This window comes from Xaviernesmea rhizosphaerae, assembly GCF_001938945.1.
Classification (GTDB): Bacteria; Pseudomonadota; Alphaproteobacteria; order Rhizobiales; family Rhizobiaceae; genus Xaviernesmea; species Xaviernesmea rhizosphaerae.
In genome coordinates this window covers 150,662-166,302 of the sequence record NZ_MKIO01000020.1, presented here as the reverse complement: position 1 = coordinate 166,302, position 15,641 = coordinate 150,662, and the positions used below count along the sequence as shown (strand labels likewise).

Below are 15,641 nucleotides of genomic sequence, written 5' to 3'. Positions count from 1 at the left end.
TTATTTGATATGTCAGGCGATGGACACCGGCGGGCGCCTGTTCTTCCACGGGCTCGCGATCTCCAGCTGCGATGCCAGGCGGTAGAGCAGGCCTTCCTCGGCGGGGGCCGCGGCAAACTGCACGCCGATGGGCAGACCTGCTTCGTTCCAGACGAGCGGCACCGACATGGCCGGAGAGCCATTGACGTTGAAGATGTGGGTGTAGGGCATCCAGGACAGGTAGAATTCGTAATGTCCTCGCATCGAGGTCGCCTGCGGAAAGGCGTCGTGCGGCAAGGGCGGCTGCGCAAGTGTCGGCGACAAGAAGACATCGTAGCGGTCGAAGGTCGCGGTCACAGCAGCGGCGACCGCATGCAGGCGTGTCGTGGCGACATTCACCTCAACTGCGGAGATGCGGTTGCCAGCCTCGATCATGTCCCACAGCAGTGGCTCGAAATCATCCGCCGTCAGCCTGCGTCCAAGCACCTGTTCTTCCAGCCGCATGTCCGTGGCGTATTCCGCCAGGATAAAGGTCTCAAAGGCGCTCCACCCATCCGCCGGCAGGTCGATGTCATAGGGCTCGCAGATATGACCGAGGCTTTCAAGCAACCGGACAGTCTGCTCAACGGCCTGAACGCAATCCGGGTGGGTCGGCGCGCCATAAGGCGCGCGGGTGGAGACGGCGATGCGCAGCCGACCGGGGTCGCGTCCAACCTCGCTGGCAAAGTTGCCGCCGGGCGGATTGTTGTAGAACTGGCCCCGATGGTGCCCGTGGGTGGCGTCCAGCATCGCGGCGCTGTCCCGCACCGAGCGTGAGAGCACGTGCTCGACCAGCATGCCCTGCCAGGTGCTGCCCGAGGGCGCGACCGGGTTGCGCCCCCGGCTTGGCTTGAGGCCGAACACGCCGCAGACGGAGGATGGAACGCGGATCGAGCCGCCGCCATCATTGCCATGCGCCATCGGCACGATGCCGGCGGCAACCGAGACCGCCGTGCCGCCGCTGGAGGTGCCCGCGGTGCGGCTCGGATCCCAGGGATTGTTGGTTACGCCGTGGATGCGCGAGCGCGTGGTCCAATCCATGGCCAGTTCGGGAACGGAGGTCTTGCCGAAGATCACAACGCCCGCCTTCTTGAAGCGGCGAACGAGCTCGGCGTCGGCCGCTGGCTTGATCCTTGCACGCGGGGGCCAACCGGCGCCCGTAGGCTGGCCGCCATAATGAGCGGTCAGATCCTTCAGCAGAAAGGGAACGCCACGGAACGGACCATCGCCGAGCTCATCGCGAATAAAGCGTCGGGCCTCCTCCTCGAAGGTCGCCACCACCGCGTTCAGCCGGCCGTTCACGGCCGCAACCCCCGCAAGCGCTGCGTCGAGCAGCTCGTCCGGCGTCACGTCGCCACGGGCAACGCATTCGGCAAGCCCGGTGGCATCATGGTTTTGATAGTCGCTGAGCTGCACGTTCATCATCCCTGTCAGGTGTTTTGCCTAAAGCTACGCCACGATGAAATTAGTGGCATGATCCCGAAGGGTGATGTCAGAAAATAAGTTTTCCTCACCCTAAAGGGTGATAGGGTGGCTCCGTCAAACTTAACCGCCAGGATGGACCGTGCCCGAGCAAAGGAGCCTTATCGTCAGGCACATGTCGCCACCCCGCACCGCGCAGGGGGTCCTCGACCGGTTGCGGCTGACGAGACGCGCGAGCCTCTTGCAACAACATCGGCTGTGCCTCGTTCATGCGCCGGCAGGTTCCGGCAAGACCACCCTCCTGGCCCAATGGCACGCGGCGCTCGATGCGGCCGGCGTCAACACGGTGTGGTATTCCAGCAGCGAGACGGATCGCGATCCCCTGGGCTTTGCCGATGGGCTGCTGCAGGCCGTGGCCGCGAGCGCGCGCCGGAGCGGCGCCTCGATCGCGCCGCAGGAGCAGACAGACGCGCTGACCCGGCTGGTCACGCTGATGGCGCGGTGTGCGGCGCTCAGCCCTCTTGCCCTCTTCGTTGATGACTATCACCTGGCAGAGGCCGGGGATGGCGGCGAGACGATCCACAGCATCCTGGCCGCCCGCATTCCGCAGCTGACCATCATCCTCGCCAGCCGAAACCGCCCGTCCATCCCGATCGGCCGCCTGCGCGTCAGCGGCGAGATCCTGGAGGTGCCGGTCGACGACCTGTTTTTCGACGAGGTGGAAACGCAGGCCTTCTTCGAGGCATCCTCGGGCCTGTCGCTGACGGCGGAACAGAGCCGTCAGATGCACAGCTACACCGAGGGATGGCCGGCGGGCGTGCGGCTGGCCTCGCTGGTGCTCGGCCGGCTTCCGGGCGCCTTCTCGGTCACCCCGCCCACGGGTAGCCATCGGGCCTTCGCGGAATATTTCCTGGAGGAGGTGATCCTCGGGCTGCCCGAAAGGGTCTATCGTTTCCTGACCCGCACCTCCATCCTCGACGCGCTCAATGCCAGTCTCTGCGATGCCGTGACCGGAGACACAGATGGAACCGAGATTCTGAGCTTCCTGGAAGAGGCTCAGCTTTTCGTCGTTGCCTTGCCGGGCTCGCAGCGCTGGCACAAGTACCATCATCTCTTCCAGGAATTTCTTCAGGCCCGGCTTTACGCGGAAAGCGGCAACGATCTCGCCGAATTGCATTCGCGCGCCGCCCGCTGGTTCATCGATAACGGCTCGCCGATGGATGCCGTTCGGCATGCCTTCCTGGCGCGCCGGCCGGACTGGGCGGCGGAGATGATCGAAAGCTATTGCCTCTTCGACTATCTGAGTCATGGCCGGTTCGAGGTGTTTTCACGCTGGATGCAGCAGCTGCCGCGCGATGCGCAGGAGGAGCGGCCGCTTCTGCTGTTCCTTCAGGTCTGGCGCTCCATCAACATGCGCCGCTTTCTGCAGGCCGAACAGACATTGCGCACCATCACCACCCTGGCCTCTGATCGCGACAGCGGAATTTCCGTGATTGCGCGCGAAACGGGACTTGATATCGAGGGCCGCCTGCATCTGATGCGCGCCCTGATCGGTGCTTATGGCGGCGATCTGGCGGCAGGCCTCGACCATATCGCCGCGCTCGAAGGCCGCACGCTCGACCGCCTCGCCTTCGGACAGGTGGACCTGGATTCCATTCACAGCTATCTCGCCCTTCAGACCGGATCGCTGGAACTTGCGGAAAAGCTGACCTTTCGCGCCAAGGGCATCTATGACGAGACGGCAGTGCATTGGGGCGGGCTGCATTCCCGCTCGATCGCCGCCATGTGCTATATCGCCCGCGGCCTGATGCGGGATGCAGACATCATCGCGACGGACGCACTCCAGATTGCCCGCAGCCATTTCGGCGAACATTCCTACATGGTCGCCCTGCCATCCGTTCTTCTGGGGCTGGTGGCCTTTGATCGAGGCGACTTCGACAAGGCGGAGGAGCTCTGGCTTCGCGCGATGCCAGCGGAAGCGAACACCGATGTTTCCGGCTTGTGCGAACGCATGCTTGTGGCCACGGTCGGGCTTGCGCGCGTTTACGATGCGACGGGCCGTTGCGACGAGGCGACAAACCTTCTGGTGCGCGCCAGCCGCAGAGCCTATGAGACGGAAGATTTTCGCCTGGAATTCCAGCTGGCGATCGAGCGTGCGGATCGATGCTTCCGGCTCGGCAATCCCGCCGAAGGGCTGAGAGAATGGGAGCGGCTCTCCCTACACCTGCCGGAAGCCCAGCGCCGCTTCCCGCCTTCCATCTGGCAGGTCTGGGAGGCCTATCAGGTCCTGAAATTGCGCGTGCTGATGGAGCGCGGCCAGCAGGAGGTCGCCCTGAAGAGCCTGGTTGACGTGGTGGAACGGGCGCTGCGGGAAGGCCGTCTCCTGAGCGCGGTGCAGGTTCATCGACTGCTTGCGACGGTAAGTGATGTCGATCTCTCCGTTCCGGCTATGCAGCCGCATCCCGAGCTGGGCCGACTCACGGATATCTATCTTGACATCACGCGTATCGTGGACGCCCCGAGCACTGCCAACCGGCGCAGGTCGATCTCGCCCGATGCCTCCGGGTGGGGCCTCACATCGCGTGAGGAGGAAGTGTTGGAACTCATGCGGTGGGGACTGTCCAACAAGGAGATCGGCGTGCGGTTGGCTATCAACCTCAACACGGTCAAGTCTCACACGAGAAGTCTATTTCACAAATTGGGTGTCAAAAGCAGGACGCAGGCTGTGCTGCTGGCGATTGAGAATTAGCTGTTTTGGCAGCTTGATGGGTCACGTGCGAGCCTCTGGCATCCCTGCACGACGCCACGCCCGAACAGCAGATCCTATCCTGTCGCTGCTCGGCGTGCTGGCGGATCTCGCGCGCTCCTCCGCCCGCAGATCGCTGTCGAGCAGCAAAGTCACGGTCAGCAGAGTGTCGCGTGAGCGGGACCTCATGGAGCGGATCCTGAACTACATGCACGCCCACGAGACTGGCGCCATCAGCCAGTATGTCGGCCAGCTGCGCATCGGCAGCGCTTGCTGCCCGCTCGCACAGACGGACCAGCCCCTTGCCCTGACCGCCGATAACACCGGTTTTTCCGATGTCGCCCATTCTTCGCGCCAGTTCCACGCAGCAAGAGGCTTGGCGCCCGGCCATTACAGGCGGCAGTTTCGCGAAAGACATGACTCGCTGAACTCGGCGAAAGCGCGGCATGGCAACGGTCGTGAAGATCCAGGTTCTGTGACCGTATGATGTTCTTTCTGCGATTCACCGGCTTTTCATGCCCGCTTCTTCCCTGCCTCCTAACATAAGGCGGCCTGCGGGATATGCCGCCGGGCCAGCTTGCGCCCTGCTCTCAGGCGATAGGCCTTGGCGAAGCGCCGCTCCGGCAACCTGCCTGCCGTCTTATACCAAGTGTCGATGATAGGAACCTATAGGACAGGCTTTCCGGGCTTTCTGGCTAGGAGAGGTTCGCAGATCGATGCCACTGCATCGGTCAAGAGCCTCGACAACGCCAGAAGGCCTGGAAAGCCTGCCGAAGGTGGCTTAGGTCTGGTCTCTGGCGTCGTTGCGATGCTTGCCCGATGCGACAGCATCGCGCTGNCTCGACAACGCCAGAAGGCCTGGAAAGCCTGCCGAAGGTGGCTTAGGTCTGGTCTCTGGCGTCGTTGCGATGCTTGCCCGATGCGACAGCATCGCGCTGCCCATCGCGCCTAGCCAGAAACCAGACCTGAGCCATCCTATAGGTCCCTATCATCGACACTTGGTATTACGGCCCGGCGGGGGTCATGCCGGTTTCAAGACGCGCAAAGCCAGCCTCCAGGGTCTTGCGCGCGAGGATAGAGGTCATCGACGGGCTGCGGTGCGGGTCGACGATCAGAGAGAGTGTCAGCGGCGGCAGGCCGCGGTCGGCGAAGGGCAGTTGCCACAGCCCGTCGGCGCCGACAACGGGCGCGGCAGGCGGAAGGACCGCCAGGCCATAGCCGCATCCCTCGCGGACAAGTGCGCGCATGAGGTCGAGACTGTTGGTGCTGGCCACGGGTTGCGGCCTTCGCCCGATCCGCGCGGCGGCGATGTCGACGGCGTCGCGCACATGCGTGGACGCATCCGGAATCAGCGTCGGGCAGGCAAAGAACGACTCCAGCGCGATACCGTCAGGCGGCGCGGTCCCGGGCAATGCGGGAAGAAGCGCGCGCAGGCAAAAGGCCGTCGAGCAGGTCACGGCCACGCCCGGCATCGGCTGCGGACTGAAGGTCAGCCCGAAATCGGCGGTGCCGTCGATCACCTGCTGGCGCACCCGGTCGGGATCGACGACCGTGACTTGATGGCGAATGCGCGGATGTTCCCTCAGGAAGGGCGCAAGGGCCGCGGGCAGAAAGCCGACCGCTGCTTCCTGCGAGAGGACGATCTTCACCTCGCCGCGCCGCAGCCCCTTCAACTCTTCGATCTCGAAGCGGATGCGGCCGAAATCCTTCTGCCATCCCCGCACGCCATGGATCAGCATCTCGCCGGCCGAGGTGAGGCGCATGCCGCGCGGCAGCCGTTCGAACAGCGCCACGCCCAGTTCCTCTTCCGCCCGGATCAGTTGCTTGTCGATCGCCGAGGCCGAGATATTGAGCTCTTCGGCAGCCTTGCGGATCGAGCCGAGACGGGCGACCGAATCGAGATAATGGGCAAAGCGGGAGAAGAGCAGCCGGCTCATGCGTGCACGGTCTCGCGTTGAATAAAAGGAAACGCACAGGGCGATTTTTGATGTTTGTAAAAGCGCGGGCCGTCGATGTCTATAGAGGCACAAGCCGCCCTTCCCCTCTCAAGCGGCCCGTTTGACACCGCGAGCCCGCATGCGTCTGGAAACAGTAAGAACCCATGAAGCAAAGATCGCCGGCGCATCGGTTGCACTGCCGATCGTCCAGCTCGACGCCCGCAAGGCGATCGCGCTCCTGATGGTGATCGACATGGGCATTCGCTTCGGCGATCGCGTCGGCGAGGCCCTGGCGGCGCATTTCGCCGCGCTCCGCCCGGAGATCGTCGTCGGTAGCGCAACGCTCGGCATTCCCGTAGCCATCGAAGTGTCGCGGCGACTGGGGATCGACCACTACGTCATCCTGCAGAAATCGCCGAAATTTCACCTCGCCGACGCGCTGGTGGAAGAGGTGCGTTCCGTTACCAGCACAGCGCCGCAGCGTCTCCTGCTCGACCGGCGGTCGGTCCCGCTCCTGCAAGGCCGGCGGGTGCTGGTTGTGGACGATGTCGTCGCCACCGGCTCCAGCATGGCGGCGGCGCTGCGCCTGGTCCGGCGTGCCGGTGGATGCGTCATCGGTGCCGGCACCATTCTGACGGAAGGCCATGCCTGGCGCTCGGCGCTCGGCGACGATGCGGCTCTGCTCCACGGCCTAGGGCATATTCCCCAGTTCGACATGATCGAGGGCGAGCCGGTAGCCGATCCCGCCACCGTGGCAGACGCTTTTGTCGAGCGGCGAATTTTTCTCAAGGCACAGACCACACAGACGCGCAAGCCATCGGCGGCCTGAGACAGCACAGACAAGAGGGCAGCCACGCCGGAAAGGCCGGAGCTGCCCCGTCAGGGACGGAAACAGCCGGGAACCTTTCGTATCGGACATGCCGGCGTCGCCATGAAGGCGTCCGCCGAAAGCGATCAAAAACAAGGGGAACCGAACCATGCAATCCTCCAGCCTGTCCCAGGGCGAGGGCAACACGCTCTTTCCCATCGTTCTCTCCGTTGTGGCTGCAGCGGCCACGGGCGTGCTCTGGGCCTATGCCAACCCGATCCAGCTCGTGCCCGGCGTCATCCAGTGGCGCATCTTTGCCTTTCTGCCCCCTGTCGTCGGAATTCTCATCGGCTGGCGCAGCGGCTTCATCTGCGGCTATCTCGGCACGATCATCTGGTCGCTCCTGGCCGGCACCTTCATTCCCGCGCACTCGCTGATCGTTGACGGCATCATGGTCGGACTGACCGGTCTCGTTCCCGGCCTTTTGTTCGATCCAGCCAAGACCAGCTTCGATCGGGCGACGCTGCTGCGTATCGCGCTCACCTGCCTGGTGGTCGGGGTGGTCATGGTCGCGGCCGTTTCGGCAAGCCTGGCCTATCTCGGCATTTTCCCGTTCTGGTGGGCCTTCGGCTATATCGGCCTGTCGGACATCGTCCCGATGGTCATCGGCACGCCGCTCCTGATCCTGCCCGCGCTGAAGATCCTGAAAAGCGCGCATCCCGCCGGCTTCAAGCGCTTCTGACAGACCTGGAACGACCTGTGCTCGATATCGACAAACTCACGCTCGGCTTCGGCGGCACACCTGTGCTGTCCGAAGCCCGGCTGACCCTCTCGCGCGGGCAGAAGCTGCTCGTCTGCGGTGCCGCCGGCAGTGGCAAGACCTCGCTTCTCTCCGTTGCCGCCGGGCTCATCCCCCGGCTCGTCACGGTGCCGGAGCTTTCCGGCACCGTGACGCTCGACGGCCAGCCGCTCGGCAGCATCGATCGGCAGGCGCTGTTTCGCCGGATCGGCTTCATCGGCCAGAATCTCGAGGATCAGCTCTGGGATCTCTCGGTCGAGGACATTATCGCCTTTCCGCTGGAAAACCGGGGCATGGCCAAGGCCGAAATCCGCGCGCGGCTCAAGATGCTGATCGATGGCTTCGGCCTTTCGGCGCTGAGCGGCCGGCGCGTGCTGACCCTCTCGGGCGGAGAGCGGCGCTTGGTCGCAGTGGCCGCAGCGCTTGCCTCAGGGCCAGATCTCCTTGTGATGGACGAACCCACCACCGGCCTCGATCCGGCGGCGCGCCGGCGGCTCTGCAGCATTCTCGATCAGGCAGCGCAGGACGTGCCAAGCCTGCTGATCGCAGATCAGGATGCCGTCTCGTTGCTGCCTGTCGTCGATCGCCTGGCGCTGCTGCACGACGGACAGCTTTGCGCGCCGCAGCCGCCGGCGAGGTGTCTCGAAAATCATGCGGCATGGGAGGAAGCCGGCCTGCTGTCGCCGATGCGTCGCCGCAGGCTGGCCCCTGCCGGCGCCATCGGCCGGCCTCTGCTGGCAGTTTCGGCTCTGATCACCCAGCTCACCCGTTCTGTCGGCGATCCGGTTCTGAACGCAGTGACGTTCGAGATCCGCACCGGCGAGGTCGTGGCGCTGATCGGGCGCAACGGTGCCGGCAAGACGACATTGTTCAAGGCGATGCTGGGCCTGACGAAAGCCGCCCGCGGAACAATCACGCTGGACGGCGCGGCGGCAGACCGCTGGACCGTGGCCGCGCGTGCGCGCAAGCTCGCCTATGTCCCGCAGAACATGCGCCACATCCTCTTCAACATGAGCGCTATCGGCGAGGTGATCTTCGCCATCACCGCTGCGACGGCGCACTCGAACGATCCCGAGGTCGTCGCCAAAGCCCGCGCCGCCCTTGCACGCTACGATCTCGGCCATCTGGAAGAGGCCAACCCCTTTTCGCTCTCCGTGCGCCAGCAGGCACTGTTGGGCCTTGCCTGCGCCGATGCGGCCGGAGCGCTGGTCGCCATCATCGACGAGCCGCTTCTGGCGCGCGATCTGCGAGGACGGCAGTTGTTGGAGCGCTTTATCGCAGCCATGCGCGAGACTGGACGGGCGGTGATGCTGATCTCGCACGATCTCGAACTGGTCGACGATCTCGCCTCGCGCCTGATGCTGCTCGATGAAGGGCGCATTGCCTATGACGGCCCGACGGACGAGGGCTGGCGCAGCCAGGCTTTTGCCAAGCTTGGTTGGTCAGCACCCTACGCCTCTGTGCCGGAGGAAACCGCATGATCTGGCTGCACGATCTCAACTTCTTCGTCAAACTCGCCCTCGCCTTCGCGGTGATGGTGACGGCATGGCTCGCGCCGGGCTGGCAGGCCGGCATTGCCTTCGCGCTCCTCTGCGTGCTTCTGCTCTGGCTGCTGCGCGTGCCGGGCGTCGCCGGCTACAGCAAGGGCGCTGCCTTGCTCACGGCCATGGTGATGGCGAGCTGGCTGCTCAATCTCACGCTTCAGGGCATACCGCTTGCCGCGGCACTGCCTGTGGCCGCCGCCATGGCCGCCCGGCTCGTGGCCACCACGGCGGCCTTTTTTTTCGTGATGGAGACCTCCACCCCCGGTGCCATCCTGGCGGCTTCGAGCGCGGCGCGACTGCCGCCGCTCGTCACCCTGGTCCTGTCGCTGACCTTCGGCGTCATCCCGATGCTGCGCGCCGATTTCGAGCGCATCGCCGATGCCCAACGCGCCCGGGGCATGGAGATCGACGATGTCGGCCTGCCCAGCCGCCTGCGCTTCGCCCTGGCGCGGGGTGTGCCGCTTCTCGTGCAGGCGATCCGCATGGCCCATGCGATCTCCTTCTCGCTCAGCCTCTACGGCTATGATCTCACGCGGAAACGCACAACCTGGCGGCAGGTCGGCCTGATGGTCGAGCCCCGCCTCATGATGAGGAATAAAGCCGATGCCAAGTGACGCCGCCGATCCCCGGACAGGACAGAGCTGGACCGTCGATGTCGCCGGGCAGGCGATCGATCTGCCGATCGTGGCGATCAAGCCGGATTTTGCCATCTCGCTGATGATGGTGATCGATCTCGGCGTCCGCTTCGGTGCCCATGTCGGGCAGGCGCTGGCCGAGAGGCTGGCGCCAACCAAGCCCGAAATCGTCATCGGCGCCGCCACGCTGGGTATTCCCGTGGCGATCGAGGTCACCCGCGCGCTCGGCCTGGACGACTATGTCATCCTGCAGAAATCGCCGAAGCTGCACCTGGCCAATGCGCTGGAGCAGCGCATCTCCTCCATTACCTCGAAGGGAGAGCAGCGCCTGCTGCTCGACCGCGCCGCCCTCCCGCTTCTGGCCGGCAAACGTGTTGCCGTGGTCGACGATGTCGTCGCATCCGGTTCCAGCCTGCGCGGCTCGCTGGAACTCGTCCGCAGGGCAGGCGCGGAGGTCGTCGGTATCGGCGTGATCCTCACCGAGGCCAAGGACTGGCAGGAGACGCTTGGGCCGGACCGCGATCTGGTTCATGGACTTGCCCATATTCCGCAGTTCACCAAAGCCGCCGATGGCCGCTGGAAACCGATTCCGGGAACCTGACATGCTGTCCCGGAATTGCCATTTGCAGGCCGCCCAGACGAACGGCCCAGTCGGCCAGGCGCGATTGTTGGACAGACTGTCAGAGCTTATGGTTGAATCCAGGGATGAGCCGGCACGCCGGTTCGAGGTGTTGACTGGCAATGGCCGCCGCCGCGAATAGAGCGGCGATCAGAAGGCGCAGATCTTTGCGTAGAGTTGCGAACCTGGCGTAGCGGTGTGCTCTGTGGCGCGGCGGCGTGGGTTAGGGTTGATCGCAAGTTTCCCTTCCCCAGGGATAACCACCCTTTAGATCTGTTATCCTACGGCAGCGCCGTCGCTTGGAGCGTCAAATTTCCGTCTCGCTCCAGAACGCTTCCCTCAACTTTCTTGAGAGCTATTCGCGACACGATCAGATCCCTTAGCTGGCCGCCTGTCGATCGGAAACCCGGTCCGCGTGCGATCACGTTGATGGTCTCATCCTGAGTTGCCCCAAAACTGGTCTCAAGGACTTCGACGGCTCTCTCGTCTATTTCCATCGGCGGGATCATCTCAAGGCGCCTCACCCCGGGGACGTTACCACGCTCCTGTCTCGCGCAGGCGCATCGTGGCGCTTGGCCAGTGCAAGAATTCTCCGGAGCGGTAGATCTGGCCGCCATTGAAGGGAATATCGACCGCATTTCCGACGTGCACCCTGATCGTGCTGCCCGATTGCTGAAGGCCCCATGCCGAACGGATGGAAGCGGGATATTTCTCGCGGACACGTGGACCCATCATATCCAATTCCAGCCTCAAAGGTCACACACCCGTTTCAGCGTCTATCACCTGCCAGGGTCACGACCCATTAAATTCATGCCATCTGTTCGCGCGCATGGGATTCGATGGAAGCAAACAAGCGCAAGACAAGGCTTTCAGCCTTGTCGAGCATTGTTTGCGATCAGCCGGCCCATGCGTGCGAACCCTGCGGGCGGGACGGATTTTGCGCCTGGACTGCGTCGGAAAGCCTTGAAAATGCTCCACATTTCCTGCGGCTTCCCTCCTTGCCAGACACAAAATCCGTCCCGCAGATGACATGAATTTAATGGGTCCTGACCCTAGAGCATCGGTCCGAAAAGTGGGAACCGGTTTTCGGATAAGTCCGATGCAGAAACAAAAGCCTAGAGCAGCGAACTGCATACGATTTTCAGTCCGATGCTCTAAGCCGTCAAAGTGGTCGCTTGTTTGAGGGTGTGTGGAGGTTTGATGGAAGCGGTGATCTGACCACACCACCCAGATCAGAGCGAACCGCCGATGCCGATGCAGCGATCATTGCCGCGGTGAAAATCGCCGAGATCGCCCTTGGAGAAGCCCCCTGCACTCCAGCAGGCTATGCTGGTGGAGGCTCCGGCCGGACCGGCTGATGAAAGAAATGCGGCTCGCAGAAAGATGTGCTCGCGACGGGATTAAATCGTCTGCGCCGGTGTTGACTCCATGACCGAACAGATCAAGCCGTTCCCTTTGATGGATGACGCCATGATAAACAGCCTCTCCCGCCTCACAGCCACGCTCGTTCTTGCTGCGGCACCAGCCGTTTTGGCTCTCCAGCCGTCATACGCGGCGAACCACTACCGGATCGATCCTGCCTCGCACATCGGTTTCCACGTCGGACAGGCCGGCGACGGCGCCGGCATTTCGGGCACCTTTCCGGAAGTGTCCGGCAGCTTCGACATCGATCGTAACGACCTCGCCCACTCCTCCGTCGCGGTGACCCTGCGCGCGGGAAGCATCACGACTGGCCAGGGCCGCATCGACACGTTCCTGCGCTCCAATGCCGTGTTCGACGCCACAAATCATCCCGAGATCACCTTCCGCTCCACGCGCGTCGTGCCGACGGGACCGAAGAGCGCGACCATCGAGGGTATCCTGACCGCGCGGGGCCAGTCGCGCAAAGAGGCGTTTCAGGCCACGCTGGTCGATGAAGGCGGCGCACGAATGGCCTTCCACGTAACCGGCGACATCTTCCGCATGCCTTACGGGATGGGGATTGGCGTGCCGATCTATTCGAATGTCGTCACCTTCGACATGCAACTGCAGGGTCGGCGCTGAACGCTCTCGGCTGCAACAAAAGAGCTTACCCGCCGGGATTAAATATCGGTTCGCGGTGTTCTTCTTCATATGGGCGCCATGCCCGACCCAAGGTTCTCAAGGACACATTCGATGATCAAGACATTCCTTCTCGCCAACCTGCTTCTCATATCCGCTGCACCCTTGGCGAACGCCGCGGAAGACGCCGGCGGCGCCATCAAGGAGGTGGAGACGGCCAAGGGCGATGTCCTTGCCGATGCCAAGGGCATGACGCTCTATACGTTCGACAAGGATAAGAACGGCGAACCGGCCTGCTACGACGCTTGCGCCCGGAAATGGCCGCCGCTGCTGGCCGCCAAGGGTGCAGAGGCTTCCGGCGAGTTCACGCTCGTCAAGCGCCACGATGGCACGCTGCAATGGGCGCACGAAGGCATGCCGCTTTACCTCTTCCAGAACGACGCGAAGCCCGGCGACATCACCGGCGACGGTTTCGGCGGCGTCTGGCACGTGGCCAAGGACTGATCGACATGGGCGAGATCCTGGACGAGATCGCGGATTGCGTACCGGCATTGCGCCGCTATGCCCGCGCATTGACGCATAACCGAGACGGTGCCGACGATCTCGTTCAGGACTGCCTGGAACGTGCGATCCGCAAACGCTCCTTGTGGCGGCCGATCGGTCCGATCCGGCCCTGGTTGTTCCGGATCCTCCTCAACCTGCATCGCAACGAGCTCAGGCACCTGCGACGCAACCCCACCGCCGCGCCGCTGGACGAATTTACTGAAAGGCTCGCCACGCCCGGCTCACAGTTCGAACACGCCGCACTGGCCGAAACGGCCCGTGCCATGGAGCGCCTGCCGGACGAGCAGCGCGAAGCGTTGCTGCTCGTCGCCGTCGAGGGACTTGACTATCGGCAAGCGGCGGAGGTTCTCGAAATCCCCGTTGGAACCTTGATGTCGCGGCTCGGACGGGCGCGGACCGCCCTTCGGCAGATGACGAGCGAGAACGGCAGACCAGTATTGAAAGCGATCAAATGAGCGGCCAGGAGCAGGACATCACTGACAACGACGTTCTCGCCTATGCGGACGGACAATTGGACGGGGACGCGCGCGATCGCGTCGAGCGCCATCTGACCGCCGATCCGGCGGCGACGGCCCTCGTCCGGGAATGGCAACGGCAGAATGGCCTTCTGGAAGCCCTCTACGGGCCTGTCGCGCGCGAGTCTGTACCGGAGCGGCTGCAGCCCCAGCGCCTGGCGCGGTTGCGAAAAGCATCAGACGCGAGCTCGTGGCGGCAGCTCGCTGCCGCCCTGGCGCTTCTAGCGCTTGGAACCGGAAGCGGCTGGTTGGCGCACGGTTTCCTGGCTGGGGACCGTGGCATGGCCGAACCTCTGGTCGCGCAGGCGGTCGAGGCCCATGACCTTTATTCGGGCGATGTCCTTCATCCGGTGGAAGTGAAAGCAGAAGACAGCGCACATCTCCAGACCTGGCTGTCGAAGCGGCTCGACCGGAAACTCTCCATCCCGGACCTGCGCTCGGATGGACTGAACCTGGTTGGTGGCCGGTTGCTGCCGGCCGCAGGCGGCGAGCCAGCGGCGCTGATCATGTACGAGGATGACAGCGGCCAGCACGTGTCGCTCTATGTCGTCCCGACGGATGATGGAGGGGAAACCGCCCTGCGCTACAACAACGTCGACGGACTCGAAGCGATTTCCTGGACGGACGAGGACGTGCACTGCGCCCTGATCGGTGGACTGCCGCGTGCGCGTCTGGAGGCCATCGCGAAAGCCGCCTACGCGCAGTTGATCTGAGGGCACGCTTCATGATGTGGCGCAACACTCGCACTGCCTATGGTCTCGTCAGCCGGCTCCTTCATTGGACTGTTGCACTGTTGTTCATCGCGCAGATCCCGCTTGGCTTCCTGACGCAGGCGACAGCCCAGAACCCGGCCCTGCAATTCGATCTCTATCAATGGCACAAGTCCACTGGCTTCCTCATTCTGGCGCTCGCAATCCTACGCATTCTATGGTCGCTGACCAGCCGCAAGCCGAAGGAACCGTCAGGCACGAAGCCGACGATGCAATGTGCCGCCCACATGGCCCATGCCGCTCTGCTGACAATGACGCTGGCGATCCCGCTGACCGGTTGGGCCATCGCTTCAACCTCGCCGCTCCAGATCCCAAGTTTTTTCTTCGACCTGGTGGTGATACCAAATCTTCCGATGGCCGTGTCGGACAGCGCGGAGGCGATCTGGTCGCAACTCCATGCGTGGCTCGCCTACGGAGCCGCGGCCCTGATCGTGATGCATGCCGGCGCAGCCGTCTTCCACGCGATACGACCAGAGGCCGGCTCGCTCCATGGAATGCTGCCACAGCGCAGTCGACGATAAGCTGACGAGACGTCTTGCCGAACCGACTGATCGGTCAGCGGTGTCGTAAGGGCATAGGCCCGGGTTCCGGCTTTCGGACCCGACAAATCTTAACGTGCACGCCTCTCGATAGCCCGAGGTTTACCGGAAATCGACTGGCTTCAGTGACAATGACATATCACTGCGGATCTCCTCCAACATTGATTAGGTGTTTAGTCCCGGCATTTCATGGTGCATTATTCAACCAAGAGTGGAGGGACGCGCTATGTGACAAATTCTACACGGGAGCGCCCGGACCACAGAGGCAGTCCGTCGAGTAATACAAAATAGTCAAGAGAGCCTGAGAGCACTTTCCGCGCGCTACGGTATCAATCATAAGGCTGTCGCGAAGTGGAAGCGGCGCACGGCGGTGAAGGACCTTCAGGCTGGTCCGAAAGACGCCCGCTCGACGACACTTTCGATCGTAGAGGAGGCGATCATCGTTGCCTTCCGCCGACACACACTGTTGCCGCTGGATGACTGCCTCTATGCCCTCCAGGCCACGATCCCGCATTTGACCCATTCGTCGCTGCATCGCTGCTTACAACGGCATGAGATCAGCCGAGTCGCGAGAACGCGATCGAACACAGGCTCACCAAAAATCAAGCATCCCTGGACCAACGGCCAAGTCGAGCGGATGAACCGGACGATCAAGGAAGCGACTGTCAAACGTTACCACTATGAC

14 protein-coding genes and 1 pseudogene are annotated in these 15,641 nt (G+C 63.4%); 13 read left to right on the top strand and 2 right to left on the bottom strand.

The window, feature by feature from the left end; genetic code table 11:
- Positions 1-12 precede the first annotated feature (12 nt).
- Positions 13-1,440, bottom strand: coding sequence for an amidase (locus BJF92_RS03760; RefSeq protein WP_245294651.1), 1,428 nt, complete (start codon positions 1,438-1,440; stop codon positions 13-15).
- Between the two features lie 241 nt (positions 1,441-1,681).
- Between BJF92_RS03760 and BJF92_RS03755 the strand changes: the two genes are divergently transcribed.
- Complete coding sequence (locus tag BJF92_RS03755) at positions 1,682-4,189, top strand: winged helix-turn-helix domain-containing protein (protein WP_143523882.1); 2,508 nt, start codon at positions 1,682-1,684, stop codon at positions 4,187-4,189.
- A 184-nt stretch (positions 4,190-4,373) separates the two neighbouring features.
- Positions 4,374-4,673 (top strand): helix-turn-helix domain-containing protein, encoded by a 300-nt coding sequence (locus BJF92_RS24935; protein ID WP_075633427.1) that lies wholly within the window; start codon positions 4,374-4,376, stop codon positions 4,671-4,673.
- Positions 4,674-5,190: 517 nt separating this feature from the next.
- Here BJF92_RS24935 and BJF92_RS03745 read toward each other — a convergent pair.
- Positions 5,191-6,123 (bottom strand): LysR family transcriptional regulator, encoded by a 933-nt coding sequence (locus tag BJF92_RS03745; RefSeq protein ID WP_075633426.1) that lies wholly within the window; start codon positions 6,121-6,123, stop codon positions 5,191-5,193.
- Between the two features lie 139 nt (positions 6,124-6,262).
- Here BJF92_RS03745 and BJF92_RS03740 point away from each other — a divergent pair, with 139 nt between their 5' ends.
- The 11 genes and pseudogenes from BJF92_RS03740 to BJF92_RS26385 all read left to right on the top strand — a co-directional run.
- Complete coding sequence (locus BJF92_RS03740) at positions 6,263-6,952, top strand: phosphoribosyltransferase family protein (RefSeq protein ID WP_075633425.1); 690 nt, start codon at positions 6,263-6,265, stop codon at positions 6,950-6,952.
- Positions 6,953-7,100: 148 nt separating this feature from the next.
- Positions 7,101-7,673 (top strand): aminotriazole resistance protein, encoded by a 573-nt coding sequence (locus BJF92_RS03735; RefSeq protein ID WP_075633424.1) that lies wholly within the window; start codon positions 7,101-7,103, stop codon positions 7,671-7,673.
- Between the two features lie 17 nt (positions 7,674-7,690).
- Positions 7,691-9,211, top strand: coding sequence for an ABC transporter ATP-binding protein (locus BJF92_RS03730; protein WP_075633423.1), 1,521 nt, complete (start codon positions 7,691-7,693; stop codon positions 9,209-9,211).
- Positions 9,208-9,888: an energy-coupling factor transporter transmembrane component T family protein gene (locus BJF92_RS03725; RefSeq protein WP_075633422.1), complete on the top strand. Its 681-nt coding sequence runs from the start codon at positions 9,208-9,210 to the stop codon at positions 9,886-9,888. The genes BJF92_RS03730 and BJF92_RS03725 overlap by 4 nt, the downstream gene beginning before the upstream one ends.
- The gene (locus tag BJF92_RS03720; RefSeq protein ID WP_075633421.1) at positions 9,878-10,510 is read left to right on the top strand and encodes a phosphoribosyltransferase family protein; all 633 of its coding nucleotides are present in this window, start codon (positions 9,878-9,880) and stop codon (positions 10,508-10,510) included. The genes BJF92_RS03725 and BJF92_RS03720 overlap by 11 nt, the downstream gene beginning before the upstream one ends.
- A 1,488-nt stretch (positions 10,511-11,998) precedes the next feature.
- Positions 11,999-12,571, top strand: coding sequence for a YceI family protein (locus BJF92_RS03710; protein ID WP_075633467.1), 573 nt, complete (start codon positions 11,999-12,001; stop codon positions 12,569-12,571).
- Between the two features lie 111 nt (positions 12,572-12,682).
- Positions 12,683-13,072 carry a COG4315 family predicted lipoprotein gene (locus BJF92_RS03705; RefSeq protein ID WP_075633419.1) on the top strand — a complete coding sequence of 130 codons (390 nt, stop codon included), beginning with the start codon at positions 12,683-12,685 and terminating at the stop codon, positions 13,070-13,072.
- Between the two features lie 5 nt (positions 13,073-13,077).
- A complete protein-coding gene (locus BJF92_RS03700; RefSeq protein WP_075633418.1) occupies positions 13,078-13,587 on the top strand; it encodes a sigma-70 family RNA polymerase sigma factor in 510 nt (169 codons plus the stop codon).
- Positions 13,584-14,360, top strand: coding sequence for an anti-sigma factor family protein (locus BJF92_RS03695; protein ID WP_075633417.1), 777 nt, complete (start codon positions 13,584-13,586; stop codon positions 14,358-14,360). Before BJF92_RS03700 ends, BJF92_RS03695 begins: the two co-directional genes overlap by 4 nt.
- Before the next feature lie 11 nt (positions 14,361-14,371).
- A complete protein-coding gene (locus BJF92_RS03690; protein ID WP_075633416.1) occupies positions 14,372-14,938 on the top strand; it encodes a cytochrome b in 567 nt (188 codons plus the stop codon).
- A gap of 298 nt (positions 14,939-15,236) precedes the next feature.
- Positions 15,237-15,524: pseudogene (locus BJF92_RS26385) on the top strand (IS481 family transposase); the annotation flags it as partial.
- Positions 15,525-15,641 lie beyond the last annotated feature (117 nt).